This is a genomic window from Alcaligenes nematophilus (genome assembly GCF_026344155.1).
GTDB lineage: Bacteria > Pseudomonadota > Gammaproteobacteria > Burkholderiales > Burkholderiaceae_B > Alcaligenes > Alcaligenes phenolicus.
Genome location: NZ_JAPKMZ010000004.1, coordinates 226,955 through 253,079, shown reverse-complemented (window position 1 = coordinate 253,079; position 26,125 = coordinate 226,955). Strand labels below are relative to the sequence as shown.

Sequence of the window (26,125 nt, the reverse complement as noted above, 5' to 3'; positions counted from 1 at the left end):
AAAAGCCGGGCAAATGAGCCCGGCTTTTTCTTATGGAGGCTGCGGTAAAAGCAATGCGTTTAGCCGACCTTTCCATGACTAGTGGTTGCCAGCGCTTCAAGCCTTGGCCAGGGCTCCCAGCTTCTTCTGGCTGTTCGAGCGCCAGAACGAGTAGCTCAGTCCCAGCATCAGCAAGATGCACGCAATGATAAAGACCATGCTGATCGGGCGCTCCAGGAAGATCATCGGATCACCACGCGAGAGCAGCAGGGCGCGGCGGAAGTTTTCTTCTACCATCGGTCCCAAGACAAAGCCCAGCAGCAAGGGGGCCGCCTCAAAGCGCAGGCGCATGAAGAAGTAACCCAGCACCCCAAACAGCAGCACGATATTCACATCGAACAGGTTGTTGTTGGTGCTATAGACACCCACGCACACAAAGAACAGGGCAGCGGGGTACAGGTACTTGAAGGGCACGGACAGCAGGCGCACCCACATGCCGATCAAGGGCAGGTTCAGCACCAGCAGCAGGATGTTGCCCACCCAGAAACTGGCGATCAGGCCCCAGAACATATCGGCATGCTCGACCACCATTTGCGGGCCAGGCTGGATGCCGTGAATGATCAGCGCGCCCAGCATCAAGGCCATGACCGGGTCGCCGGGAATACCCAGGCTCAGGGTAGGAATGAAGCTGGTCTGGGTAGAGGCACTGGTGGCGGCTTCGGGCGAAGCAATGCCCTCAATCGCACCACGTCCAAAGCGCTCGGGGTTCTTGGCCACTTTCTTTTCCGTGGCGTAGGCAATGAAAGACGCAATGGTCGGGCCGGTGCCGGGCAGAATCCCGAAAGCCGCACCAATCGCAGTACCGCGCACCAGAGCGCCTTTGGATTGCTTGATATCGCCTTTTTCCGGACGCAGGGAACGGGTGGAGACTTTACCAATGGCCTTGGTGTGGCCGCTATTGATCCGATTGATGTTCTTGAGGAAGTCCGCAATACCGAACAGGCCCATGGCCAGCGCCACAATCTGCAAGCCGTCCTGCAGTTCCGGAATATTGAAGTCAAAGCGCGATACACCACTGTTCACATCCGTACCGACCACGCCAAAGATCAAACCCATGACGACCATGGCCACGCCCTTGATGGCAGAACCTTTGGCCAGTGTGGCGCCGGCCAGCAGGCCCAGCATCATCATGGAAAAGTATTCAGCCGGGCCGAATTTGAAGGCAATATCGACCAGCGCGGGCGAGAACAGAATCATGGCCAGAATGCCGATGGTGGCTCCAAAAAAGGAGGACAACATCAACATGAACAGGGCCGATCCGGCCTTGCCGTTGCGGGCCATGGGGTTGCCGTCCAGACACGCCACTGCGTGCGAGGCGGTACCGGGCAGATTCAGCATGATGGAAGTAATACCGCCACCGTACTGGGAGCCATAGTAAATACCGGCCAACATAATCAGGGCGGCGGTCGGGGTCATGGCGTAGGTCAGGGGCAGCAGGATGGAGATGGCTGCCAGCACACCCATGCCGGGCAGCACCCCGATCAGGTTCCCCATGAACACGCCAAACACGGCCCACATCAGGTTGTCCAGTTGAAAGGCAACGCTAAAGCCGTGCATCAGGTTAGATAGAATTTCCATGGCTTAGCCCCAAGTGAACAGGGGGAATTGCAGCTCCAGCCCCCAGGAGAAAATAACCACACCCAGCAGCGTCACGAAAATGGACAGCAGCAGGGCGGTGAGCCAGGAATGTTCCTTGTCGCCCATGGCAGAGATGAACACCAGGGCAAAGGTGGCGGGAACCAGTCCGCCGTAGCGACCCAGAATAATGAAGGCGATGATGCCGCCCACAATGGCCAGCCAGCCACGCCATTGCGGCGGGCCGTAGTCTTCCTCCTGCTCATCATCGTGTGCGGCGGTCTCTACAAACAGGTACAGAGCGCCCAGCACAATCATCACGATGCCCAGCAGAAACGGGAAGTAGCCCGGTCCCATGCGGGCCATGGTGCCCAAGGAGTATTTCTGTCCCATCAGGACGGTAAATACGCCTACTCCCACCATCAGGCCGGCTGAATAATATTTTTGTCTGCTCATGAATCTCCTCATTCCCCTAAAGCAAGCATGATTTTTATAAACCCTGAAAAAGAGCGATTAAAAATGAGGCTAGCTTAGCGGAGCAGGAGAGGGCTTAGGGTGACAGTTTCATTACCTTTTGGTCATGTTTGAATGGTTTGGTAAGGCTTGAACAGGCAGCACAATGGTGACTTTCAAGCCGGATACTCCTTTGGAGAAAATCAGCTCGCCCCGGTGCAATTCAATAATGGCGGCAACGCTGGTTAATCCCAATCCAAATCCTTCACTATCATTATTGAATCTATAAAAATACTTGCCTACGTTTTCATATTCGCTTTCTGGTAATCCCGGGCCATCATCTTCCACAATGATGGAGACTTTATTGTCAAAGCGCTTTTTAATTTCTACGCTGGCATGGCTATGAGCATATTTAACGGCGTTATCAACCAGATTGGCTAAAGCGCTGGCTAATAAATTGCTGTCGCCATTAATAATGACTCTGTCGATTTTTTTTTTCTGCAACGTGACGCCTTTCTCTTCAGCAAAGAAGCTGTACAGGTCCAGTACGTCTTCGGCAATCACTTCCAGATTGCAGGCCTTGAAGTTCTGTCTTTGCACACCGGCATTCAGCTCGGCAATTTGTAGCAGCTTGCCCAGCAGCACGCTCAGGTTCTCTACTTCTTCAATCGCGTCTTGTTGTGCCTCCCGGACATGGGGCGGGACGCCAGGCAGGTTCTGGGTTTCACGCAGCTTGCCAACGATGCGGGTGAGCGGGGTGCGGATATTGTGGGCCACGGTATCGGAGATATGCCGCGCGCCTTGCATCAGGCTCTCGATCTTGTCCAGCATGCGGTTGATGTCGTGGTGGATCAGACCAAAGACGTCCTCGCTCTCGGAGGTGATGCGCTTGGAAATATCCCCCGCACCCACCTGTTCGGTCAGCAGGCGGATGCGGCCCACGCGGTATTTCAGCTCATTGCTAAAGACATAGGCGCCCAGAATTACCAGCATCAAGGCCAGGATCATGGAGGTTACGATGATGCGGCTAAGCATGGCGCGCAGCTCGATCAAGGTGCCCAGCTCGTGGCCGACCACCAGGGTTTCGCCGCCGGACAGTTTGGTGACGCGGACATTGCCTTCGGATAGCGCGTCGATATGCTTGATCTGCACTTCCACCACTTGTCGTTCTGGCAGGTTGTTCAGGCCGGGGATCTCGCTGATATTGCCCACCAGGGTGTGATTGAATTCGTCCAGCAGCAGATAGATTTCCTGGCCCGAATCAATCCGGTCCGATAGGGTCAGCTCGATCATGCGCAGGATCTCTTCGCGCCCGCCGACTTCGTAGGCAATGCTAAGCCGCTGTACGGCGACGTTGATTTGCCGCAGGTGCTCGTCGCGCAAGGCTCCAAACACCTGAACGTAGAAGAAGCCGATTAAAAACAGCGTGGTGAAGATGGCCAGGATGCTGTAGTTCAAGGTCAGCCGGAAGGAGGTGGACTCCCACAGGCGTTTGATGAAATCAATCATCGCAGCGCTTTAGCTTGAAACCGTCGATGCTGTCCTTGTCGCTAAGTACATAGCCACGGCCACGCACGGTATGGATCAGGGGCGTGGCGCCTTCCTTGTCCACCTTGCGCCGCAAACGACTGACCAGCACATCAATCACATTGGATTGGGGGTCGAAGTTGTAGCCCCAGACCACTTCCAGCAGCATGGTGCGGGTAACGATCTTGTGGCTGTTCATCAGCAGGTAGGACAGCAGCTTGATTTCGCGAGGTTGTAGTTCCAGCACCTCGTCGCCACGGGAGATTTTCTGGTTGCGGATATTCATGACCAGATCATCCACCTGCAGATTCTTGATTTCTGCATTGTCACTGCTGCGGCGTATCAGGGCGTGCAGGCGGGCGGCCAATTCCTGAAAGGAAAAGGGCTTGATTAAATAATCATCGCCACCGGCTTTCAAACCATCAACTTTATCGTCCACACCGGATAAGGCACTTAATACCAGTACGGGGACTTTTTTACCTAAAGATCGCAAAGTAAAAAGAATGGACAGGCCATCGACATTATTGGGAAGCATGCGATCAAGAATAATCACATCCCATACGTCTTTCATGGCATTTTCCAAACCGGAAACGCCATCATGACTGGTTACCACCGAATAGCCCAGCTCGGATAAGCCATTCACTAAATACCGAGCATTTTCCCGGTCGTCTTCAATCAGTAAACAATTCCACATTTGGCTTCTCGGAGATTTATGAAGTGGCAGACTCATCCATTCCAGAAATGGATTGATCAAAAAGGCTAATGCCGACTATGAGGTGAACATGACAAAACGGTAATGTTTGATGTCAGGAAATATAAATATTGATTCATCCTGTTAACGCCGTCATGTGCTCTGAATTATAGGAGTAATTAGTCAGCACATTATTCTAATAAAAATCTCAGGGCTGTCGGGCTGGAAATCCAGAAATGCGCCGGAAATTGTCTGGGATGCTTGTCCGGTGGCTAAAGCGTCTGTCCGGGAAGGAGGGGGCGGGTCAGGTTCTGGACTGCCGACTGGCACCGGGAGCCTGTCCTTTCAGACGCTTGTAGGCCCGGCTGAACGCCGCCTGCGAGGTATAGCCCAAACGCTGGGCAATCGTTTCAATAGACAGTTTTTCCTGACTCAGCCATTGGCTGGCCAGACCCATGCGTAATTCTGTGGCGTAACGCAGTGGAGACATGCCCAAGGTGGCCTGAAAGCGTTGGGCAAAGACGGAACGAGACAGGTGAGATTGTGCTGCCAACTCTGCCACTGTCCATTCGTAGCCAGGTTGGCGGTGCAGGGCCAGAATGGAACGTGCCAAGCGAGGATCGCGCAAGGCAGCCACTAGGCCGGAAGCATTGCCGCAGCCGGATTCAATCCAGCCGCGAACAATCATGGCGGCCGCCACTTCGGCCAAGCGGGCCATGATGCCGGCATAGCCAATGCGGCCCGCGCAGATTTCCCCTTTCATGGAATCCAGAATGGGCAGCAGGCCAGGGTAGTTTTGGGCCCCAGTATTGGCAATCATGGCGCTGGGCATGAGTTTGCCCAGTCCGTGCATGCCGCCCAGATCAAACTCCATGCAACCGTAGAACAAAATTGCGCTAGGGGTGGGGTAGGAACTAGGGCATGTGCTGACACCGCTGACGGCTTGTCCCAGTGGGGCGGCCTCAAAGCTGTCTATGTGTTGAACCGAGACTTCTTCTTTGGAGAGGATTTGATGGCTTTCACCTTGCGGTAGAAACACGGTGCTGCCTGCTGAAAGCTTGTGAATCTTGCCATCACGGGTACGTAGAAATGCCGAACCTACAGCCAGAAAGTGAAAGTAGGCATGACCGGGTCGTTCTTCAAAACCCAGCCCAAAATGAGGCCCAGTTTGAATCCGGCGGTATTGCACCCCACGCAAGCGCATACCGGTCAGCAGTTCACTGATCAGGTCGGAGGACAGGGCGAATTGTTCTTGCTCGGTCATGTTCGGCGTTTCGATCAAATTTTCAAGACTGATCATCATAGATCATCCGGTTTCTGATCTCTAGACTGGGAGCTGTTTTTGTTTCTCCAGGGAAGTAGCGATGAGTCGTGATGTGTGTAATGCCAGTTTGCGGGCCCCGGTCATGGAACCTGCCTGGGTGGCTGTATTTTCATTGGCCATGGGTGTGTTTGGTTTGTTGACGGCGGAGTATTTGCCCGCCAGCTTGCTGACACCGATGGCCGTAGATTTGGGTGTATCGGAAGGCTTGGCAGGGCAGGCCGTCACAGTAACGGCGGTGGTCGCTTTGTTTTCGGGCCTGCTGGTTCCAGCGCTGACCCGTCGTTTTGACCGGCGTAATGTGTTGCTTGGTTTTACGCTGCTGATGATTGCATCGAACTTGCTGGTGGCGCTGTCCTCCAGCCTGACAGTGTTGCTCTTGATGCGGGTCTTGCTGGGGATTGCCCTGGGCGGCTTTTGGAGCATGGCGGCAGCCGTTGCCATGCGTTTGGTGCCGAACACATTAGTGCCGCGTGCCTTGTCGATTATTTTTAGCGGGATTGCCGTGGGGACGGTGGTTTCGGTCCCTTTAGGCAGTTATCTGGGGAGCCTGTTCGGCTGGCGCAGCGCGTTCTTTGCGGCAGCGGCGGTTGGTGTTTTGACCTTGGTGTTTCAGTGGCTGACCTTGCCCAGCATGGCACCGCGTCAGCATGCACGCACCGCAACGGTACTGGATTTGCTGCGCAGACCCGGTATTGCGATTGGTATGTTTGCCTGTGTGCTGGCCCATGGCGGGCAGTTTGTCTTGTTCACCTTTATTCGTCCGGCGCTGGAAGGCTTTGCCTCTATTGATATGGATGGCTTGGCCTTGATGCTTCTGGGCTTCGGACTGGCGAATTTCGTAGGCACCTTGTTGGCGGGCTGGCTGATGGAACGCAGCTTGCGGGTGACTTTGGTCGTGATGCCCGCCTTGGTGGGTTTGGCGGCCTGGGGCATGGTCTGGCTGCCGGTGCACAATATGGGCTTGATGTGGCTGGTGGCGTTGTGGGGACTGGCTTTCGGAGGTGTGCCAGTGGCCTGGTCCAATTGGGTGGCCAGTGCCATGCCCGATCAGGCGGAAGTCGCAGGCGGCATGGTGGTGGCAGCAGTGCAATCTTCGATTGCTGCGGGGGCGGCAGTGGGTGGCTTCATGTTCGGCCTGGGCGGTGTTCCTATGGTGTTCCTCACGGGCGGGGGGGTGATGCTGTTTGCTGCGCTTTTGATTGCTTTACGGGTTACAGCGGACTGGCCGGCCTACCCCAGTGGGGAGCGGGCACATTAAAAGGGGAGCCTGGGCCAGAGAGCCGGGCCGATTTGATGTGCTGCGGTCCACAGGTTGAAATCGGCCTGGCTTTTGAGTTCAAGATGTTTTGAGGGGTTCCAGCTTTGGCCACAAAGCATGGAAGTGATGGACCGGACCTTGCCCCAGGCCGATCTGCAATTGGTCAGCCGCGGCCAAAGCGCCATTCAAATATTCCTTGGCCAAGCCTACCGCAGCCGGCACGCTGCGGCCCGGTAGCAGGGCAGCAATGGCGGAGGACAGCGAACAGCCCGTGCCATGCGTGTTGCGTGTCGGGATGCGAGGCGACTGAAAAACATGGCTTTGCCCCTGACCTTGCAGCAAATCCACACTGTCCGGGCCATCCAGATGACCGCCCTTGAGCAGCACCCACTCAGGGCCTAGCAAGCACAGTTCGCTTAAGGTGCTGTGCATCTCTTGCAGCGAGGCGGGTTCCGGTTTGTGCAGCAGATCGCCCGCTTCGGGCAAGTTGGGGGTAAGCAGGGTACACATGGGCAGCAGCTTGTCGCGCACGATGGACACGGCTTCGGGGCTGAGCAAACGATCCCCGCTTTTGGCGACCATGACCGGGTCCAGCACAACCGGGCAGTCCAGGCCGTGATGGTGCAGGCGGTCTGCAATTGCTTCCGCAATCCCTGCAGTGGCGATCATGCCGATCTTGATGGCATCCACGCGCCCATCCTCAAACACCGCATCCAACTGGTCCGCCACAAAGTCCGGCTCCAGCGCCACAAAACGCCGCACACCCTGGGTGTTTTGCGCGACCACGGCGGTAATCACGCTCATGCCGTAAGCGCCCAAGGCATACATGGCTTTCAGATCAGCCTGAATACCGGCACCGCTGGTCGGGTCCGTGCCCGCAATACTCAAGACATTGGGAATCATGCTTGGCCTGCTTGATCTTGAGTGGCAGCCAATGCCAGTGCCCGACGGGCAACTCGGACTACATCAAAGCTGTGTGCCACATCCAGACTGTCCAGTTCCGCATTGCTGAACCAGCGTGCGTCCAGCGCATCATCGCCCGCTTGTGGCTCGCCTTGCTGCCAGCGGAACAGCACGGCAATCAGAATGAAATGCGAATAGGCCAAAGGTGTGGCGCTGGGTTCGCGGTCAAATACATCCAGCGCATCAAAGATCTGCAGGGCCTGGCCTTGTACGCCGGTTTCTTCGGCCAGTTCCCGGTGGGCCGCCGCCATGATGGTTTCGCCCGCGCGAATCTTGCCGCCGGGAAAGGCCCAACGTCCTGCATCGGGCCGATTGGCGCGACGTATCAGCAAAATCCGGTCTTGATGGATGACGGCAGCCAGGGTGGCGGCAACCGGGCCGACGGGGGAGGGGGAGTGGTCAGAAGACAAGATAGCAACTCCTAGTCAAGGATAGCCATCCGGCAGCAAGCGGCGAGCAGGTACATACCCGTCCCTTCGCCGGCATGACCCGGATCAGGTTCAACGGGTCACTGCGGTGCAATCTGCTCGGGCAGTTTCTCAGCCTGCTCGCCAGGCTCCCCTCGGTGAAAAGACCGTCCCTGTAAAAACGGTCTGGGCGAGTATACCTGTCTTCGTACCCAGACATGGCAGGCGGGTGCATGCTTTGAGTATCATCTGAATGGCATTACGATTTCGTTTGACGCAACCTTGAAAGGCTTCGACTATGGCTCGCCCTGACCTGAATTTATTGTTCGCACTGGATGCCTTGCTGGAGGAGGGCAGCGTCATGGGAGCGGCACGGCGCATGAATCTGAGCCCGCCTGCCATGAGCCGAACCTTGAGCCGCATTCGGGATACGCTGGATGATCCCGTGTTTGTGCAAGTGGGGCGCAAGCTGTTGCCTACACCCAGAGCCTATGCCTTGCGCGAGCAAGTGCGGGCAGCGGTGGAGCAGGCAACCCAGGTGTTAAGTTCCAATACCGAGATTGATCTGCTGTCCCTGGAGCGCAGTTTCAATGTGCGTGCGACGGACGAATTTGTGAATGTGCATCTGGGCCATTTGCTGGAGGCCATGGCCAAGGAAATGCCCAAAGCCATGCTGCGCCTGTCTCCCGAAGAGGACGATATGGATGACGACGCCTTGCGTAGTGGCCGTATTGATCTGTTCATCAGCGCCTCACGCAAGCTGGCGCCGGATATTCACGTACAGCCCTTGTTCACGACGCATTTTGTGGGTGTCGCGCGGGAGCACCATCCTATCTTCGACAAAGACATTTCGCTGGAACGCTTTGTGCGCTGGGACCATATCAATGTGTCGCGGCGGGGCAAGGGCCGATCCAACCTGGATGCCTTGTTGCAGGCCAGTGGCTTGCAGCGCAATGTGGCCCTGGTGGTATCCAATCCCTACACCGCGCTGTTTGCCTTGCATGACTCCGATCTTTTGCTGCCGCTGCCCAAGCATCTGGCAAGCAGTGCCAAAGCGGCGGGCTTGGCGATCCGAGTGTTTGATTTGCCTGTGCCCATGGAGACAGCCATGTTGGTGCAGGCCTGGCACATGCGCTTGCAGACAGATCCGGCCCACCAATGGTTACGCACGACCATCCATCGCTTGTGTACCGAGGACGATGCGCAGACGGCCAAACGCAGCAAGCTGTAATTTAAATTGGTTTTCAAGTGCGTTTCACGCACTTGAATGAGTGCAATAAATTCACTTTTCGGACGCATTGGGGACTTTTATAGTGATTTTCATTCATCACTGTAAAGAGTCCTCTTGTGTCGTCTGCCAGTCCCTCACCGCAGTCTGCCTCCGGGCTGAAAGCCTTTCTTGGTCGGATGGGTCTGGCCCTCAGTTCCGTGGATATCACCAGCCCTCGTGCAGGCTACATCCTGCGTTCCATTCTGGCCGCGTGGCTGGCCTTGTCAGTAGCCTATTTGCTGGATCTGCATGCGCCTTTTTCCGCCGCATCCAGCGTGCTACTGGTGATCAATCCGGTGCAAGGCGCGGTGATAGGCAAGGGGACCTGGCGGGTGCTGGGCACGCTGGTCGGAATGCTGGCCGCCTTTGTGTTGATGAGTGCCTTCGGGCAGCAACCTTGGCTGTTCTTGCTGGGCTTTGCGTTCTGGCTGGGCCTGTGTGTGATGGCCATGGGTTTGCTGCGCCACTACAAGTCTTACGGGGCGGCCTTGGCAGGTTATACGGTTGGCCTGGCGGTATACGGCGCCATGGGGCAAGCGCAACTGAGCTTTGATCATGTTATTGGGCGGGGTTCCTCGGTGCTGGTGGGCGTGCTGTGCCTGGGCGTGGTGTCTGCCTTGTTCAGTACCCGTAGCGTACGCAGTCGCTTGCAGGCCCAGTTATTGCGCCTGGCCTCGGAAACAGCCCGTGTTCTGGCGCGCAGACAGCCGGCCCTTCATGCGTGCACGACGACAGAGAGTGACCAGGAGCGTGTACGGCATCAATTGATGATGGATGTGTACGGGGCGGATGATTTGCTGTCGGTTGGCAAGGCGGAGTCTGCCGATTTGGCTGCCCGGGCGACCGCTTTGCGGCATGCCATTGCCTGCCTGTTTTCCGCCATGTTGGGAGGTGCGGGCCCGCTTCCGCAAACCTTGACTCCCATGCCCGTACTGGCGGCTTTGCGGCAAGAATGGGAGCAGGCCTGGAAGCAGGCTGCCCAACTGGTTTCACAGGGCCCGGACGGTTTGGAGCGAGCCCGTGCAGTGTTGATGCCGCTGCGTGCCCGCTTGCAGGAAATCTTGAATACCGGCCCTCTGGAGCGCCTGGCAGAACCGGCCCCGTTTCTGATTGCCGGAGATCGTCTGATTGAGCAGTTGGATGATTATCTGGCGGCCCTGGATAGTCTGCGTGCTCTATATCGTTTGCCCACGAAAAGCACATATCCCGCCATTCCTTTTTATCGGGATATTTCGCTGGCACTGGAAAACGGGGTTCGCGCCATGCTGACGGTGCTCTTGGGGGGCACATTCTGGATTCTGACGGGCTGGACGGACGGCAATATGATGCTGGCCGGTCTGGCGGCAGCCTGCGCCTTGTTGTCCCCGGCACCTAACCCACCTGCGGCGGCGATGGCATTTATCAAGGGCATTGCGCTTTCGATTGTGGCGGCCTTTTTATGCACCTTTGTGGTCCTGCCTTTGATCGAAGGCTTGCCACTGCTGCTGATTGTGCTGGCGCTGTTCTGGTTACCCGCCATTTATGCCACCACGGTGCCCAAATACGCCATGGTCGGTGTGGCCTATCTGGTGTCGTTTACGACCTTGGCAGCGCCATCCAACCCCATGCACTACGACTTCGAACTGTTCGTGAATGGTTCTGTGGCCTGGTTGCTGTGCACTTTCTTTACCTTGCTGGGTTTTCAGCTGTTTTGGCCTCGCAAACTGAGTCGGGATCTAAGCCGTCTGCAAATGCGTATTCGCGCCAACAGTCTGGCGGTTCTGCGGGGCAAACGTTTCCAACCGCAGATCTGGCGCTGGCGACAGCAACATCGCCTTGCGCAATTGGGAGCCGGATTAAAGGCGCAGCCTGCGCAAATGCAGCAAGCCTTGTCGCAGGCTCTGGACAGCGTGCATCTGGGTTGGGAACTGCTGCGCTTGCAGTCGTATGTACGACAAGCCCAGGTGCCTGCCCATGTGTCCCAGCCCCTGAAAACTACCTTGCGTCATATGGCTCGCCGGGCTGATCGACCCCGTTTGGCAGCGCGCCATGCCCGGCGTCTTGCTCAGGCCGTGCAGTGCCGGGACGCTGAGCCGCAACATGATGGCCTGCGTCTGGCTGCTGTGCTGCTGGATATTGCGATGCTGCTGGAGCGCCACCCGGCGTCTGTTTCCCTTCAATCAGGAAGTGCTGTTCATGCTTAGTGAAGTTGCCCTGGCGGGCATGTATGTCCCGCCTTTTTTTGTCTACGTCTGCCTGGCGGTGCCTATTTATCTAGGGTTGCGTTACGTGCTGGTGCACACAGGCGTGTTGCGCCATGTTTGGCACCCGGCCTTGTTTGAGTTTGCCTTGTCCTTGTCCCTTGTCTCGGCCTTGATTCTGTATGTCTAAATTTCCTGCTTTGATCAAGCCAGTCAGCCGGTTTGTGCTGACGGCCTTCTTGCTGTTGATAACAGCCTATTTGCTGATGGCTTTGTGGAACGCCTATGTGCGGGCGCCCTGGACGCGGGATGGCCGGGTCAGCGCACAAATTGTGCGTATCGCGCCCGAAGTCTCGGGGACGGTGCGGGAGATGGCGGTTACTGATAATCAGCGGGTTCACAAGGGGGATGTCTTGTATCGCCTGGACCCCGAGCGTTTTCAGCTGGCGCTGGAGCAGGCGCAGTCCGAACTGGCGGCGGCAACAGCCATCCTGAACCAGAGGGCGGCAGAGGCCAAGCGCCGTCGCGGTATGGAAAGCCTGCTGCCTGCTGAAGAAATTCAGCAAGCCCAGCACGCAGTGCGTATTGCCCAGGCCGAGCAGCGCAGTCGGCAATTGGCTGTGGACGCAGCCAAGCTGGACCTGGAGCGTTCGGTACTGTACGCGCCTGTTGATGGCTATGTGACTCGCCTGCGTTTGAACGCGGGTGATTATGCGGTGGCGGGGCAGGCCAATATGGCTTTGCTGGATGCCCATAGCTTCTGGATGACGGGCTATTTTGAAGAAACCAAGCTGCAAGGTATTGAGCCGGGAGCGGAGGCATGCATTCGTTTGATGGGCTATGAAGGCTTGATAGCAGGCCATGTCAGCAGCATCGGGCGCGGAATTACCGATGCCAATCAGCAAGCGGATGCGCAGGGCTTGCCCAGCGTGGAGCCCAACTTCAGCTGGATTCGTTTAGCGCAACGGATTCCGGTACGGGTGGAGTTTGATGATTTGCCGGCGGATGTGCTGTTGGCGGCCGGGATGACAGGCAGTGTGGCTGTCGGCCCCGCGCTGGATGCGGGCAGTGCAAAGGGCCGCATCAGTTCCTTTTTGCAGCGCTGGCTTTAAGAGGCAGGCATGGATAATTTTTTGATGCCTGAACGTCACCGCGCACGCCGCTTTTTACCCTATGTGCTGCTGCTCCTGAGTTTGTCAGCTTGCACGACGGTAGGCCCGGATTATATGGAGCCCAAACAGCCGCTTCCTGCGACGTGGCTACATGAACAAACAGGCTTTGCCAGGCAGGATCAGGACAGCTTGCGTCGCTGGTGGCAGCAATTCCAGGACCCGACGCTGGATGCGCTGGTGGAAAGAGCGTTGAGCCGTAATCAGGATCTGGATATTGCTGTGGCTCGTTTGAAGCAGGCCAAGGCGGAACGCGGCCAGATTGCAGCCGATCTTGGCCCCCAGGTATCAGCCGGGGCGTCGGGGCAGGCGCGCCGCAATAGTAAAGCTCTGGACTCGCCACCTGGAGGGGAGTTACGAAATTGGCAGTTGGGGCTGGATGTCAGTTGGGAGCTGGATTTGTTTGGTGGCACTCGCCGGGCGATAGAGGCCGCCGATGCCGGTATTGAAGCGTTGGCGCAGGACCACGGTGCTTTGCAGGTCAGCTTGATTGCCGAGTTGGTCAGCCATTACGCCGGTTTGCGGGCGACGCAAAGACGGCTGGATATTGCCAGGGACAATGTGCGCAATCTGCGCGATACCGAACAGTTGGTGGAGCAATCCCGACGTCGCGGGTTGGCTCGTCAGTCTGAACTTTTGCAGGCCAGAGCCGAGCGTGAAATGGCACAGGCGCAGCTCCCGATACTGGAAGCCGACATTGCCCGTTTCAGTCATGGCATTGGTGTGTTGGCGGGCGGCTTTCCGGGCGACTGGCATGCGGTTCTGACGCAACCCGCGCCTGCCTTGCCCGTGCCGCCGCAATTGCCCGCGTTCCTGCCCTCGGATCTGATTCGCTCCCGGCCAGACTTGCGAGCAGATGAACGGCGTTTGGCTGCGGCCACGGCACATATAGGTCAAGCCCAGGCACAACGCTTTCCGACGTTCCGGATTCCCTTGGGAATAGGGACTGCCGTCAGCGTGATTCACGACATCTTTTCCAGTGCCAGTCTGTTGTGGGCGGCAGGGCTGCAAGCGGAGCACAGCTTGTACGATGGTGGCCTTGCGCAATCGGGCATCGAAGCGGCACAAGCGAAGGCGCAAGCCGCTGAACTGATTTATGAGCGTGATGTGCATCTGGCTTTGCGGGAGGTGGAAGATGCCTTGACCTCTCTGCATAGCCAGGTACAACGTCAGAAGTCCTTGCAGGCCGCACTGCTCGATAGCGAACAGGCTTTGGAGCACGCGACGCAACTGTATAAAGCAGGCTTAAGCGCCTACTTGCCGATCCTGGTGGCACAGCGTAGCGCCAATCAGGCACGAGATGCCTTGACGCTTAGCCAGTGGGACGAGGTATTGGCTGCCATTGCTCTGTATAAATCCCTGGGAGCAGGCTGGCAGGAAAGCTGAGACGCAGCAATCGCATTACAGCTCCCCCGTCAAAAACTGCGCTCGTCCACGCCCGAAGGACCAGTCTGCATCGCTGTTCTCGACCAGAGCGATGATCAGATCATTGGGCGAGACGCCACAGTTCTGCTCCAGCCGCTCTGCCAGCGAACGGTAGAACTGAATTTTTTGATTCTCGCTGCGGGGGCGGGACACGATGTGCAGCAGTACCACCTTGTCGCTACGCGGATAGCCCAGGCCGGTGTCTTCCAGTATCAGCTCGCCGGGACGATGCTGGGTCACGCACTGGTAGCGGTCGCTGGCGGGAACATCAAAGGCTTGCACCATGGCTTGATGCGCGGTGTCCAGCAGCAGGCGCAGCTCTTTGTCGTTGCGGCCTTGAATCAGATCAAATTTCAGTAGTGGCATGATGGTTCATTCTTGATTGGGACTGCGGTCTGCAAGGCCGCCGGAAGTGATAGCCATATCGTCGTAAATCAGACGTTCGGCTTCGATTAGCAAATTCGACAACTGTTGATAGGCGGCGACCCATCCATCTATGAGCTTGTTGCCTTTCATCCTCACGATCAGCTCTTCGCGTACGGCTTGCAGCTGGCAAGTGCCCATCATTGGGTCATGCTCGGGCTGGATCTGTAGAGCGAGGTGATTGTTGGCGATCTGGCTGGCCAAGGGGCTCATCGGTGGGGAGTCGCGCAGTATCAATTCATAAAAATAGGTGGTCAGGGCTTTGTCGCCGCTTGCCAGCAGCGGGGCAGCGGTCTTGATGATGTCGCGTTGAGCGTCCGTCACCATAAGATTCAAAAGCCGGGCAAGACGTGGCTTTTTTTACAGTGTTCAAGATAGGCAGCTGGGCGAGTCATGGTTTCAGTCTCCTGGTTTGAGGGCGGGATAGCAGGGCTATCGATATGGAAGATAGAAGACTGAATGAATCAAGTAAAATGATGAATAATGATTTTATGAATCACTAATAATGATCAAAAAGAGATTCATGTAGGCGAGGCCTGGATGAGCCTGCGGTTTCTTGCGAACTACCAGCGGGTGTTACTTGTTGCCCTTGGATGGTTTGATGATGAAGGTTGCACGCCTGCCGCCTGGCGTTCTGAGAAGAACTTTCTGTTTATAAATCACTAAAAAAGATTTTATTAATCAGTATTCATCATTTTACTTGATTGGTTGCTGCGCCTATCGTCAGGGCTTCTAAACGACGGTTCTTGGCACAGCCAAGGCTCTGAGGCCACTGTGACACAGGCCCAGGCCTGCAGGCGACAAGGTGACTGCCGACACTGGCCGCTTGTACCTGTTGGGCAGGTGGCTCACGACGTATCACTCTCGGTATTGCACTGTAGAGGACTTGCCCCCGGTGACCTTTTCAAGGAGCTAATCATGCAATTGCGCGACAACGGACTCAGGTTCTCGCCCATCACTATTGTGCTGCACTGGCTTGTAGCGGTCTTGCTGTTTTCCATTCTGGGCTTGGGGGTGGCCATGGCCCAAAGCCCCGGTGAGGTGCGGCTGGTGCAGCTGCAAAATCTGCTGGGGACGCTGCTGTTTCTGATCTCCATCTACCGCTTCTGGGCACGTGTGACCTCTTTTCATCCCTTGCCGGTGGGCTCGCCCAACCAGGTGGAGGTAATAGTGGCCCGTTCCGTGGCGACAGCCCTGGCCTTGGCGATGGTGCTGCTGCCCGTCGCCGTTTGGCTGTCCCGTGCGGCGGCTGGCGTGGCGGTGGAGTTGCCCGGTGGCCTGGCGTTACCGACCGTGATCAGCCCGAATGAGCAGGTCAAGGCCGTGGTTGATGTGCTGTTCAATATTGGCGCCACGGCTTTTTTGGCGGGGCTAGTCTTGCACCTTTTCGGGGCATTCAAAAACCATTTTGTACTGAAGAATCTGGCCTTGCGTCGCATCTTGGGCAAACAGGTGGAGTTGTAAATCATGAGCGAAGCAAATCGAGACTATGCGGGCAATGTCATTACGGATATGTGCGGAGTGCAGTACCCGATTTTTCTGGCGGGCATGGCTGCGATTTCCGGGCCGCAATTGGTGGCGGCGGTAGCGAATGCGGGCGGGATGGGCGTGTTGGGCGGCTTGCGCCTGGCACCTTTGATGCTGCGTAAATGGCTGCGCGAAACCAGGGCACTGACGGACCAGCCTTTCGGGGTGAATGTAGTGCCGCAGTTTGGTGGCCCGGAGGTGTTCGAGGCCCAGTTTCAAGTGATCCTGCAGGAGCGGCCTCGCATCCTGTCGCTGTTCTATGCCGAGGACTATTCCGCCGACATGATTCCCCGTGCCAAAGACGCCGGCATGATTGTGATGGTACAAACCGGCACGGCGGCTTTGGCTCGCAAAGCGATTGCACATGGGGCCGACATCATCGTCGCCCAAGGCAGTGAGGGTGGTGGCCATCTGAATCGCGGCACGATTGGCCTGATGTCTTTGCTACCCGCGATTCTGGACTGTGCGCAAGGTCGTCCCGTACTGGCGGCAGGCGGGATTACGACCCGCCAGGATGTCAGGGCGGCCATGAGCCTGGGGGCTTCCGGCGTATTGGTGGGCACGGCCTTTCTGGCCAGCGAGGAGTCCAACGCGCATCCGCTCTACAAGCAAAAGATTCTGGAAGCCAGCACGGACGATACGGAATATCGCACCGGCTATTCTTTTGGCTGGACCTATGGCACGCCGCATCGCGTGATTCCCAACCGTGACAAGTGGAATGTGCTGCGTCTGGTCGGGGGTGGGGCGCGGGCAATTGATAAGGACAGAATGGCCAGGAAACTGTCTTTGTATGCCGGTCAGGGCGTGGGCAAGATCCACAGCATTGTGCCTGCGGCAAAGCGGGTCGAGGAGCTGGTTTTGGGCTTGTCCTGACGCTTTACAGCTGCATAGCCTGTGCGGAGCGGCTGGACAGACCCACAGGCTGACCGGTCAACTCAACAGTGCGGCTTCGCCTTGATCCAGTTTGGGTAATTGGGCGAACTGCGCTTGAGCCAGGGCCACAAAGCTGCGTAGAGCCGAGCCAGGATTGGCATCAGCACGACGGATAAACACGGTTTTGACACGCGCAACCTCAGGCGGCAGTTCGTGACATTGCACGGGCAGGCGCAAGCTGCCGTTCTGGGCGATGGCTTTGGGCAGCAAGGTAATACCCATGCCCGAGGCCACGCAGGACAGAATGCCGTCCAGTGTGCCCATTTCCATGATCTGATTGGGCACCAGACCGGCCTGATAAAACCAGTGTTCCAGTGTGGAACGGTAAAAGCAGCCGGTTCTAAAGACCAGTACGGTTTGTTGGGGAATTTTTTCAATCAGGGCAGGCAGGGATTCCACCGCCTTGCTGCTGACCAGCACCAGTTCTTCTTCAAACACTTCTTCCTGAGTCAGAGCCGCATTTTGATGAAAGCCCCCGACAAACGCACCGTCCAACTGGTGGGTCTCAATGGCCTTGATCAGCTCGGCCGTGGTGCCGGTTTGCAAGGACAACTGAACCTGGGGATAGCGTTCGCGGTATTGGGTCAAAACCTGGGGCAGACGGATGGCGGCCGTGGTCTCCATGGAGCCCAGACGCAGCAGACCGCTGGGAGTGCCGGTGTCTTGCAGGGCGGCACGGCTTTCTTCGGTCAGTTGCAAGATACGGCGGGCGTAGGCCAGAAAGGTATGGCCAGCCGGAGTCAGCACCACACCACTTTTCTGGCGTATGAACAATGGCTGTTCCAGTTCGGCCTCCAGTTCTTTGATGCGCATGGTGACGTTCGATTGCACAGTGTGCACCTTCTGGGCAGCGGCAGTAAAGCTGCCATGCTCTGCAACCGCACAAAAAATCTGTAATTGGCGCATTTCCATCTCGGCCATCCCATGTCTGAAAGTGATGCGTGGATTTCTACTCAATCACTTTATGGCATTCCTGATGAGTCGTAAAGCGGTTTGAGGGGCTTACAGTTGATTGCGGTAGTTCGCCGGGGTGTGACCAAAGCTGCGTCGGAACAGGCTGATAAAGGCACTGGGGCTGGAATACCCCAGATCGTAGGCAATGGTGGCGACAGGGGCACCGGCTGCCAGCATTTCCAGGGAGCGCATCAGGCGGGCGCGTTGACGCCAGGCGGTGAAGTTAAAGCCGGTTTCTGTCACGAAACGGCGGCTCAAGGTGCGCAGGCTGACAGCCGCCCAGTCCGCCCAATGTTCCATGCCTTGATTGTTGCTGGGGTCGGCAATCAGGGCACGGGCAATGCGTTGCAAGCGCGGGTCCTGGGGGAGTGGCAGCCCAAAAGGTTCGATGGGCAGACTGCGGATTTCGTCCAGAATGACGGAGGCAATATGAGCCTGGGCTTGGGGCAAGGGCGCGGCGGGAATCAAATCCCAGGAGCAGGCGCGTAGCACGGCTTCACGCAGCAGGCCGGAGGTGCGCAAGGTGCAGGCCTGGGAAGGCAGATCGGCGCAGGCCGCTTCGTCTATATAGACGCTCCAGCCATGAAAAGGGCCATGCGATTGGCCCGAGTGCAGGACGTGCGGCGGCAGCCAGACGGCATGGATGGCGGGTACTACCCAAACGGCGTCCTCCACTCCAACGGAAAGCAGGCCGCGCAGGGAGCCGAACAACTGCCCGCGAGCGTGTTGATGGGGGCGCGAGGACAGCTCCGAGTCATGGTTGCCGGTGACGGCGAACAGGACGGGGTGCTCGGGAAAGTTCAGAAAATCATGCAAACCAATCTTGCGTTCAGGCATGGCGTAATTTTGTTATCTATTGACCGATATAGTGTACAGCTGCCAAAACCTTTCTGCTTACACTGAAAACCTTGATGAATAAAGGAGTGACACATGCAAGCCCATGACATTCTTCCCGATCACGCCAGTGAAGTTCAGATTGATGGCACCACCATTCGTAAAGGCACGGTAGGCGCGTTTCTGGCTAATGCTGCCGCCTTGCGCCAGCCTGATGTCAGCGACGCTGAACGCCAGCGCGCCTTGAACGATATTGTGGCGGCCTTGCCGGCTCTGAAAGCACTAGGCTTGTTTGATGCCTTGGAGATTCGAGATCCCCAACTGCGCGATTTTGTGGAGTCCAGACTGTGATGAGAGGTGAAGGCGCAACGGTTCGACCGTATTTGTTGCGCGATACCGCTTGGCTGTATTTACCTAGCGGCTTGATGCATGCTTTCGGAAGCCCTCCGCATCTGGGCGTGCGCCGCTTCGATGTTGGCTGTCTTTATTGATGGCAAGGAGCCGCTTATGCAAGTTGATGACACGCAGTTTCCATTGGTGTTTCTAAGGGAACACAGCTCGCAGCAAACGCCGCAACAGGCGCAGGATCAATTGGAGGCCTTGTTGAATCGGGGCCAACGTTTTGTCTTGCTGACCGACAGGTTGGGCGGTGGGGACCATGCCCATGAGGAAAGCCACGAGGATCGCAAGCAACGCGCCTTGTTCTTCAAGCAGAACAAGCAGCGCTTGAAGGATTTGTGCGCTGGCATGGTGGTGATCAGCAAGGGGCGGGCCATTCCTGCCGCCGCACGCCTGGCACAGCAGACCTTGGGCCGGGTGCTGGGCCTGCAATTCAGCTTTGTCGTTGATGAAGGCGAAGCCAGGCTTGAGGCCAGCCGTTTGCTGGCCCGTTAAATTGCGGGCGGCATGGCTGCCAGAAAGAGGGTATTCGATTAAAAGAGGGACCACAGGCCGTGTGATGCGGCCTGTTTTTTGTGCGCTAAGGCAGACAGCGCTGGAGCGGGAGAGAGCTGAGCGCAGATTTTTATTTCCAGTTGCAGATTTATCTATAAAATATACACCGTATATATAAAGGGTAGATCATGAGCACTGCATACGTTTTCATCGGAACCAGCCTGGACGGATTCATCGCCAAACCGGACGGCGACATTGCCTGGTTACTGGAGCGCAGCGATCCTGCGGAAGATCACGGCTATATGACCTTTATTGCGGACAAGGACGCGGTGGTCATGGGGCGCGGGACGTACGAGAAAGTCCTGACTTTTGACGTCTGGCCTTACCAGCTGCCTGTGGTGGTCTTGTCCCGACAACTGGCCGATACGCCGGTTCCTGAGCATCTGCAAGGCAAAGTCCGTTTCTCCCGCCAGACTCCCGAGCAACTGATGGAGCAATTGGCAGCGGAAAATCTGCAACGTATTTATGTAGACGGCGGCCAGCTTATCCAGTCCTTCTTGCGGGCTGGTCTGGTGCACGAGATGATTCTTTCCACCATGCCGGTTCTTATTGGTGAAGGCCGCCGACTGTTTGGCGATGTGAATCAGGATATGGATTGGCGTTTGCTGTCCAGCCAGAGCTTTCCTTCCGGCTTGGTACAGTCTCGTTATCAGTTCAAGTCATGAGCCGGGGGCGAGGACGTCCGGCTGGAGGCGCCGGCCTGACATTGGACGATATTCTGAACGCTGGGCTGGCGCTTCTGGACGAGGGCGGTGAGCAAGGTTTGAGTATGCGTGCTTTGGCCGCCCGTCTGGGCGTGACCCCCATGAGTCTGTACAACCACGTGCCGGATCGGGCAGGCTTGTTGCGCGTCTTGTCCGACCGGGTGTATGCCCAGGTGCTGCAAGGTCTGGATGAGCAGGAAGGCTCGGAACTGCGCCGGATTTTGCTGCGCTATCACCAGGCGGTTAGCCGTCATCCGCATTTGACCGTGGCCATCTTCAGTGATCCAGCTGCCTTTGCCGGGGTGACGCAGGAGATTACCCAGCGCTTGCGGAGCTTACTGGCGGACTGCACCGAGGAGCCGGAACTATGGCTGGGCATCTTGATCGACCATGCCCATGGTAGCGGTCTGCCTGCTTCTATTACGAAAGATGAAGCGGCGCAACGTGTTTATGAGCAGGCTTTGGATCGCTTGTTGATGGCGCTGAATGGTACGGCTTGAACCTGATTCGCCTGGATAGTCACGATGGCATGGCTTGATTCAGATTTGCCTGCTTAGTCATGATAGTGCGGCTTGATTCTGATTTGCCGCGCTATTTACGATGACGTGACTTGATTCTGATTCGTCAGGTCAGTCACGAAAAAGCAGGGGCCCTTCCTGCCTTTTTTATCCCGTGCCTTTTACTGCCGCACCCTGCAAGAACAACTGGGTCATGTCCTCGAATTCCTGATGCAAGGACAGCTCGGGCTGATTCAGCCAGCGCAGCATGGCTCCGAAGTACAGGTGATGAAACCAGTGGGCCAATTGCTCGGGGCTTAGTGACGGATTCAACTCCCCCGAGTCTTGGGCTAAGGCAATCAATGCCTGCCAGGTTTGAGTGATGTCACTGTCCTTGCTGGCTGTGCCTGTATTCAGCAATTGATGGCGCAGATAGGCTCTCAAGAACTCTGGGTGTTCGGTGCACCAGTCTGCCGAGGCACGCAGAATGCACAAAGCCTGTGCCTGAAACGTAGGGCACTGAGCCACCTCATGTTGCAGATAGGCCAGATCCTGCTTTAGCTGCGCATCCACATGAAACGCCAGCACCGCCTCTTTGCTGGGGAAGTGTTTGTACAAGGTGCGCTTGGCGATATCGGCCCGGTCTGCAATCTGCTCCATGGTCACAGCCTCGTAGCCGTGCTGCTCAAACAGAGTGGCCGCTGTCTGGCGTATCTGTTCCAGCATGAGCAGGCGTTTGCGTTCCCGGCGACCCGGATCATGGTCTGTAGTCATGTCAGTTTAAAAAAGTATACGAATTGCATAAGTATACGACGTGCAATATTATGATGCCATTGCTGTTATCGCGAGCTGTTATCGCTATCAAGGCCAGATCATGAAATTTGCGCTTGTGACTTATGGTACCGAGGGGGATGTACGTCCGCTTGCCACCTTGGCGGCGGGTTTGATGGCATCGGGGCACGAAGTCTGCCTGCTGGCGGACGGTGGTACTTTAAGCTCTGCTCGAACCTTGGGTATGCCATGTCTGCCTCTGGCCGGTGATATACGGCAGGCCCTGATGCCTGGGCAGATTCTGTCCAGTGCGGTGCAGGAAAAGGGCGGTTTTCAACAAACGGCCAAGGCGCTGTCGGCGATTGCCAATGTCAACACACCCGCTTGGATGCAAACCGTGCTGGATGCCAGCGAGGGTTGTGACGCGATTATCGTTTCGGGTTTGGCCGCTTTTGTGGGGCTGTCCGTGGCAGAGCGTCGCGGCATTAAGGCCATTGGTACCGGGCTGATACCCATCACTCCCACCGCCGCCTTTCCCTCTCCCTTCTTGCCACCGACCAAGGTGCCGCGCTTTTTGAACAAACGCAGTCATGAGTGGGTAAATGCACTACTGTGGCGGGCGTTCAAGCGAGTTACCAATCAGGCACGGCAACAAATCTGTGGGCTGCCCGCCCAGAACAAGGTCTGGTCCGACCATCCCATGTTGTACGGTGTCTCTCCCAGCTTGCTGGCTCCGCCCAGGGACTGGCCAGACAATGCGCGCTTGTGTGGTCAGTGGATCATGCCGTCTGGGGACTGGACGATGGATGCGGAGCTGGAAGCTTTTATGGCAGCGGGGGAGGCACCGATTTATATAGGTTTTGGCAGCATGGCCGGGTTTGATCGCGCGCACTTTATCCAGATGATGATTGAAGCCATGCAAGGTCGCCGCGTGGTGTTCAGCCCCGGTTGGAGTGGTATGCAAGAGGCGGTCTTGCCAGACAATTTCTTCAAGGTGGGCGAGGTGCCGCATCAGCATTTATTCCCCCGCATGTCCCTTGTTATTCATCATGGCGGCTCGGGAACCACGCATTCAGCAGCCAGAGCGGGTGTGCCGTCCATTGTTTTGCCCTTTGCCGGTGATCAGTTTTTTTGGGCGCACAGGCTGGCGATCTTGGGTGTCGCGCCGGAGCCTTTATCGGGCAAACGGGTCAATAGCGCTCAACTGCAAGCGGCTTTGGCCTTTGCTCAGCAAGACTCGGTGCGAGCACGCGCTCAACAGATCGCGCGGGATATGGCGCAGGAAGATGGGGTCGCGGTGGCCGTTGAGGCGATCGAAGCCTTGATGCGCTAGTCAGGGCAAGCTGATTCAGGGCGCCTGGTGCCTTTGCTGCGCGATGATGAAGCGCCTGCCTTGCCGGTGTCTTTACTGTTTGAAGGCGGGCGCAAACATCATCCCAATGTTCGCGCCTTTATTGAGGCCACCAAACGTTTTATGAAGCCGTTCTGATTCCGGGACGCCGGGTTTAATTGGCTTGCAAATCCAGCGTGCTATCCAGGTGTATGCGTTCAAAGTCTGAAATCAGCACCTGAATACGAATATTCCAGCTGGCCAGATGCGGCAGCTCGACATTACTCACTTCCCATTGATCCTGCCGCGTGAGTTCCGCCGGAAAGGTAATGGACTCCACCCCGGCTTGCGGGTTGCTGAAAATCACCTCCACTTCTTGAGCCTTCAGAGGACTGAAATCCGGCTCGTATAAAGAGACGGTCAGAATGGCTGGGTGCTGGGTGGAGGCCGGGATGTACAACAGATCTGCCATACCGGCTTCGGTATGAATATGGCTGGAAACGCTGGGTGGAACTAGTTGGGCCAGGGCGCGCGGGGGCGGGGTGAAGCGCCATAATGCGGCCACGGCCAGGATCAGCACCGCCAACACATATTCCAGACGAACCACACGTCGCAGAGCCTGTCGGGCATCGCTACGCTGTTGCAAGACGGCTTGAGTCAGACGATAGCGGTTGTAGGCTCCCAAACCCAGCAAGAGCAGGACCAGAATCAGCTTGGCACTGAGCACTTGTCCATATCGGCTTTCCCATAGCGAAGCGAGTTGATCGAATTGCACGTAGATCAGCGCGGCTCCGCTCAGGACCAGAACCAGCAGGACAGCGGGAATCCAGCGCGAGAACAGCGTCAGCAAGCGGCATTCTTGAGCATGCTGAAGTGCATAAACCAAAGGCAGGAAGGAACCAATCCACAGTGTCAGCGCCACGACATGCAGCCAGACACTGGGCCGAGATAGCCAGACGGGATCTGCTGTGCTGGCATGTCCGCTGGACGCCAGGGAAGCTCCCAGAAGAATCAGCGCCAAAGCAGCCAGCCCTTTCTGGCTAGCGGAGTGTGTCGCTTTCCAGGATAAGGCGGCACAGGCCAGAGCTAGCCAGCCCAGCAGCACCGCCAGGCCCATGGAGGTCGATGCAGCCGTTTGCCAGGCGGCCGTGCCGAACAGGGCGGACAGAGGCAAGTCCAGGGCATCGACACCCACCAAGCCCAGGTTCAGCAATAAGGCGACGGCCCCTAAAGTCAGCATGCGTGGCGCGATATGAGCTTGACTCGCTGATGTGTTGTTTGATGCTGGAGCCAGGGCGCGGTAGACCACCCAAGCTATCCCCGTAAACAGGCCCACATAGCCCAGAAGTCGGGCAAGCCAGATCAGTCCATTTCTGAGGGGATTGCTGTGGGTGCTGTCCACCAGATTTGAGCTGGGCGCCCCAATGGAAAACGTCAGCGTTCCGCCTACGGGATGGCCGTCAGCAGAAATAACCCGCCAGCTCAGCCCGTACGTGCCTTCGGTTTCCATGGGCGGCAAGGCCAGTTCCAGTCGCTGGTCTTGTGTCAGAACGTCCTCCAGCTCCTTGGAGGAACCATCCGGACGAATCAACTTCATCAGCAAGGGCGATACGGTCTCATTGAAGCTCAGGCTGGCTGTACTGGGAGCCTGGGCCAGCACCGTGCTGCTATCGGGTTTGCTGGCGACCAAGGAGGCATGGGCATACAGCACCGGCGCCCAGACCAGCAACGGCAAGGCAAGCAGTAGCACGAGCAGTGGGTGGCAAGCTGCCTGCCTACGCAGGGTCTGCGTTTGCATAAGATCTCCTTCAGGCTGATGCCCAAGGGCACCAGCCGCCTGGGTGTTTAAGGCTTGGGCAAGAGTTGCAGCGCAGGAGCAGGGGCGTCGGAATGGTCAGCCGCTTCCTTGGTGCCCGGAGCTGCTTGATCAATCCAGCGCTCCACGCCTTGTTCGCATTCCTGAACAACCGGGAAGTAGAGCGTGCTATTGGGCTTGAGCTCATCGGCCAGGTAGCTGATGAACACGAACTCGTCATAGTGCTCGTCCTGCAAAGGGCCGCCAGCCCAGACCACTTCCTGAACACCGGAACTGACCTTGGCACCCCAACGCGTGTAAGCCTGCTTGTAGTCACCTTTTACTGTTTCCAGCGTCCAGCCTGCTTTGGGTTGTGGTTTGACACCGACCACACCTTCAGGAATACGGACACGGATTTTGGTGGTGGCAGAGCCTTTGCAACCATGCGGCACGGACAGAACCGCCTTGTAGCTGCTGCCCACCGGGGCTTGCTTGGTTTGCAGGGAAACGTGTGCCACAGCGGAAGACGCGAACAGCACGGCAGCCATGCCCAGAGTGGCACGGAAAGACGTAGAAGAAATCGACATTGAAAACCTCGGCTAGATAAAAAAGAGAAACCGTCAAAGGACGGGAACACATCAAGCGAGGAATAAAGGCGGGGCGCGTGAACCTAAAGGAGGGCCTTGTGCAGGCAGCGGTGGCAGGGTTTGGTTGCTCTGGGCTAACAAAACCGGCCGGTACCTGATCAGGCTGATCAGAACAGGCGCATCCAGGGTCGGCAACAAGGCGGGGGAGGCCGCGATACCAAAGGGGCAGTCCTGTTGATTGTGATGCGTATCGGAATCCGCCTGGCCATCCTGGCCGACCAGATCAATCCAGAGCGTATTGGCAGCATTGCCAGCCGTACAGAAGGTAATGGCAAAGCCATTGTCTTGTCCTGAGCGGGTAGGCATGTAGCCTGCCGGGACGATGGCGCGACAGACGTAGGCCAGCAGAGCCAGGCAAAATAGAAGTTGCCAAACTCGGATTTCGCGGGAAACGAAACGGGGACCCAGGGCGCGCATGCGGAAAAGTATATTACAAAAGTGGGGGCCGACTGATGAGGCATTCGCCAGTTATCTG

The 26,125-nt window shown here is 57.0% G+C and carries 29 protein-coding genes and 1 riboswitch; of the genes, 14 read left to right on the top strand and 15 right to left on the bottom strand.

Annotation, left to right across the window (positions count from 1 at the left end):
* Positions 1–96: 96 nt before the first annotated feature.
* The 5 genes from OSH04_RS12435 to OSH04_RS12415 all read right to left on the bottom strand — a co-directional run bounded on the left by OSH04_RS12435 (position 97) and on the right by OSH04_RS12415 (position 5,588).
* Positions 97–1,617, bottom strand: coding sequence for a tripartite tricarboxylate transporter permease (locus tag OSH04_RS12435; protein ID WP_021446689.1), 1,521 nt, complete (start codon positions 1,615–1,617; stop codon positions 97–99).
* Between the two features lie 3 nt (positions 1,618–1,620).
* Positions 1,621–2,070, bottom strand: a complete 450-nt coding sequence (locus tag OSH04_RS12430) for a tripartite tricarboxylate transporter TctB family protein (protein WP_081251521.1) — start codon at positions 2,068–2,070, stop codon at positions 1,621–1,623.
* Between the two features lie 111 nt (positions 2,071–2,181).
* A complete protein-coding gene (locus tag OSH04_RS12425; protein ID WP_266108574.1) occupies positions 2,182–3,576 on the bottom strand; it encodes a sensor histidine kinase in 1,395 nt (464 codons plus the stop codon).
* The gene (locus OSH04_RS12420) at positions 3,569–4,288 is read right to left on the bottom strand and encodes a response regulator transcription factor (RefSeq protein WP_035268013.1); all 720 of its coding nucleotides are present in this window, start codon (positions 4,286–4,288) and stop codon (positions 3,569–3,571) included. The genes OSH04_RS12425 and OSH04_RS12420 overlap by 8 nt, the downstream gene beginning before the upstream one ends.
* A 301-nt stretch (positions 4,289–4,589) precedes the next feature.
* On the bottom strand, positions 4,590–5,588 hold the full coding sequence (locus OSH04_RS12415) for an AraC family transcriptional regulator (protein ID WP_338150066.1): 999 nt from the start codon (positions 5,586–5,588) through the stop codon (positions 4,590–4,592).
* Between the two features lie 61 nt (positions 5,589–5,649).
* Between OSH04_RS12415 and OSH04_RS12410 the strand changes: the two genes are divergently transcribed.
* Complete coding sequence (locus tag OSH04_RS12410; protein WP_266108572.1) at positions 5,650–6,867, top strand: MFS transporter; 1,218 nt, start codon at positions 5,650–5,652, stop codon at positions 6,865–6,867.
* A gap of 78 nt (positions 6,868–6,945) precedes the next feature.
* Here OSH04_RS12410 and thiD read toward each other — a convergent pair whose 3' ends face one another.
* Both thiD and OSH04_RS12400 read right to left on the bottom strand, forming a co-directional pair.
* Positions 6,946–7,770 carry a bifunctional hydroxymethylpyrimidine kinase/phosphomethylpyrimidine kinase gene (thiD, locus tag OSH04_RS12405; protein ID WP_266108571.1) on the bottom strand — a complete coding sequence of 275 codons (825 nt, stop codon included), beginning with the start codon at positions 7,768–7,770 and terminating at the stop codon, positions 6,946–6,948.
* On the bottom strand, positions 7,767–8,240 hold the full coding sequence (locus OSH04_RS12400; protein ID WP_060185924.1) for an NUDIX hydrolase: 474 nt from the start codon (positions 8,238–8,240) through the stop codon (positions 7,767–7,769). The genes thiD and OSH04_RS12400 overlap by 4 nt, the downstream gene beginning before the upstream one ends.
* Positions 8,241–8,284: 44 nt before the next feature.
* Positions 8,285–8,403, bottom strand: a riboswitch (TPP riboswitch).
* 132 nt (positions 8,404–8,535) lie between these two features.
* Between OSH04_RS12400 and OSH04_RS12395 the strand changes: the two genes are divergently transcribed.
* The 5 genes from OSH04_RS12395 to OSH04_RS12375 all read left to right on the top strand — a co-directional run bounded on the left by OSH04_RS12395 (position 8,536) and on the right by OSH04_RS12375 (position 14,242).
* Positions 8,536–9,468 (top strand): LysR family transcriptional regulator, encoded by a 933-nt coding sequence (locus OSH04_RS12395; RefSeq protein ID WP_115635198.1) that lies wholly within the window; start codon positions 8,536–8,538, stop codon positions 9,466–9,468.
* 116 nt (positions 9,469–9,584) lie between these two features.
* Complete coding sequence (locus tag OSH04_RS12390; protein WP_266108570.1) at positions 9,585–11,690, top strand: FUSC family protein; 2,106 nt, start codon at positions 9,585–9,587, stop codon at positions 11,688–11,690.
* A complete protein-coding gene (locus OSH04_RS12385; RefSeq protein ID WP_035268004.1) occupies positions 11,683–11,877 on the top strand; it encodes a DUF1656 domain-containing protein in 195 nt (64 codons plus the stop codon). Before OSH04_RS12390 ends, OSH04_RS12385 begins: the two co-directional genes overlap by 8 nt.
* Complete coding sequence (locus tag OSH04_RS12380; protein ID WP_266108569.1) at positions 11,870–12,799, top strand: efflux RND transporter periplasmic adaptor subunit; 930 nt, start codon at positions 11,870–11,872, stop codon at positions 12,797–12,799. Before OSH04_RS12385 ends, OSH04_RS12380 begins: the two co-directional genes overlap by 8 nt.
* A 9-nt stretch (positions 12,800–12,808) precedes the next feature.
* Complete coding sequence (locus OSH04_RS12375) at positions 12,809–14,242, top strand: efflux transporter outer membrane subunit (protein ID WP_266108568.1); 1,434 nt, start codon at positions 12,809–12,811, stop codon at positions 14,240–14,242.
* Positions 14,243–14,257: 15 nt separating this feature from the next.
* Here OSH04_RS12375 and OSH04_RS12370 read toward each other — a convergent pair whose 3' ends face one another.
* Both OSH04_RS12370 and OSH04_RS12365 read right to left on the bottom strand, forming a co-directional pair.
* On the bottom strand, positions 14,258–14,647 hold the full coding sequence (locus OSH04_RS12370; protein ID WP_266108567.1) for a tautomerase family protein: 390 nt from the start codon (positions 14,645–14,647) through the stop codon (positions 14,258–14,260).
* Between the two features lie 6 nt (positions 14,648–14,653).
* Positions 14,654–15,031 (bottom strand): globin family protein, encoded by a 378-nt coding sequence (locus tag OSH04_RS12365; RefSeq protein ID WP_266108566.1) that lies wholly within the window; start codon positions 15,029–15,031, stop codon positions 14,654–14,656.
* 591 nt (positions 15,032–15,622) lie between these two features.
* On the opposite strand from OSH04_RS12365, the gene OSH04_RS12360 reads away from it, so the two are divergent.
* Positions 15,623–16,168, top strand: a complete 546-nt coding sequence (locus tag OSH04_RS12360; protein ID WP_266108565.1) for a cytochrome b — start codon at positions 15,623–15,625, stop codon at positions 16,166–16,168.
* Between the two features lie 3 nt (positions 16,169–16,171).
* Positions 16,172–17,104 (top strand): NAD(P)H-dependent flavin oxidoreductase, encoded by a 933-nt coding sequence (locus OSH04_RS12355; RefSeq protein ID WP_266108564.1) that lies wholly within the window; start codon positions 16,172–16,174, stop codon positions 17,102–17,104.
* A 57-nt stretch (positions 17,105–17,161) separates the two neighbouring features.
* Here OSH04_RS12355 and OSH04_RS12350 read toward each other — a convergent pair whose 3' ends face one another.
* Positions 17,162–18,085, bottom strand: coding sequence for a LysR family transcriptional regulator (locus OSH04_RS12350; RefSeq protein ID WP_266108563.1), 924 nt, complete (start codon positions 18,083–18,085; stop codon positions 17,162–17,164).
* 81 nt (positions 18,086–18,166) lie between these two features.
* Entirely contained in the window at positions 18,167–18,955 is a 789-nt protein-coding gene (locus OSH04_RS12345) for an AraC family transcriptional regulator (protein ID WP_035267993.1), read from the bottom strand.
* A 93-nt stretch (positions 18,956–19,048) separates the two neighbouring features.
* Here OSH04_RS12345 and OSH04_RS12340 point away from each other — a divergent pair, with 93 nt between their 5' ends.
* From OSH04_RS12340 to OSH04_RS12325, 4 genes are all read left to right on the top strand, one after another.
* Positions 19,049–19,303, top strand: coding sequence for a hypothetical protein (locus tag OSH04_RS12340; RefSeq protein WP_257113317.1), 255 nt, complete (start codon positions 19,049–19,051; stop codon positions 19,301–19,303).
* A 156-nt stretch (positions 19,304–19,459) separates the two neighbouring features.
* The gene (locus tag OSH04_RS12335) at positions 19,460–19,846 is read left to right on the top strand and encodes a hypothetical protein (RefSeq protein ID WP_031232143.1); all 387 of its coding nucleotides are present in this window, start codon (positions 19,460–19,462) and stop codon (positions 19,844–19,846) included.
* A 188-nt stretch (positions 19,847–20,034) separates the two neighbouring features.
* The gene (locus tag OSH04_RS12330) at positions 20,035–20,571 is read left to right on the top strand and encodes a dihydrofolate reductase family protein (RefSeq protein WP_266108562.1); all 537 of its coding nucleotides are present in this window, start codon (positions 20,035–20,037) and stop codon (positions 20,569–20,571) included.
* Positions 20,568–21,110 (top strand): TetR/AcrR family transcriptional regulator, encoded by a 543-nt coding sequence (locus OSH04_RS12325; RefSeq protein WP_137430943.1) that lies wholly within the window; start codon positions 20,568–20,570, stop codon positions 21,108–21,110. Before OSH04_RS12330 ends, OSH04_RS12325 begins: the two co-directional genes overlap by 4 nt.
* Before the next feature lie 165 nt (positions 21,111–21,275).
* Here the strand turns inward: OSH04_RS12325 and OSH04_RS12320 are convergent, their stop codons facing one another.
* Entirely contained in the window at positions 21,276–21,881 is a 606-nt protein-coding gene (locus OSH04_RS12320) for a TetR/AcrR family transcriptional regulator (RefSeq protein ID WP_203144809.1), read from the bottom strand.
* Between the two features lie 100 nt (positions 21,882–21,981).
* Here OSH04_RS12320 and OSH04_RS12315 point away from each other — a divergent pair, with 100 nt between their 5' ends.
* Positions 21,982–23,211, top strand: a complete 1,230-nt coding sequence (locus tag OSH04_RS12315; RefSeq protein ID WP_266108561.1) for a glycosyltransferase — start codon at positions 21,982–21,984, stop codon at positions 23,209–23,211.
* A gap of 27 nt (positions 23,212–23,238) precedes the next feature.
* On the top strand, positions 23,239–23,367 hold the full coding sequence (locus OSH04_RS12310) for a hypothetical protein (RefSeq protein WP_266108560.1): 129 nt from the start codon (positions 23,239–23,241) through the stop codon (positions 23,365–23,367).
* Positions 23,368–23,383: 16 nt separating this feature from the next.
* Here OSH04_RS12310 and OSH04_RS12305 read toward each other — a convergent pair whose 3' ends face one another.
* Genes OSH04_RS12305 through OSH04_RS12295 form a run of 3 tightly spaced genes read right to left on the bottom strand, consistent with a single transcriptional unit; the run spans position 23,384 to position 26,067 of the window.
* Positions 23,384–25,006 (bottom strand): copper resistance CopC/CopD family protein, encoded by a 1,623-nt coding sequence (locus OSH04_RS12305; RefSeq protein ID WP_266108559.1) that lies wholly within the window; start codon positions 25,004–25,006, stop codon positions 23,384–23,386.
* A gap of 47 nt (positions 25,007–25,053) precedes the next feature.
* On the bottom strand, positions 25,054–25,590 hold the full coding sequence (locus OSH04_RS12300) for a YcnI family copper-binding membrane protein (RefSeq protein WP_083053694.1): 537 nt from the start codon (positions 25,588–25,590) through the stop codon (positions 25,054–25,056).
* Positions 25,591–25,641: 51 nt separating this feature from the next.
* The gene (locus tag OSH04_RS12295) at positions 25,642–26,067 is read right to left on the bottom strand and encodes a DUF2946 family protein (protein WP_336972337.1); all 426 of its coding nucleotides are present in this window, start codon (positions 26,065–26,067) and stop codon (positions 25,642–25,644) included.
* Positions 26,068–26,125: the final 58 nt, after the last annotated feature.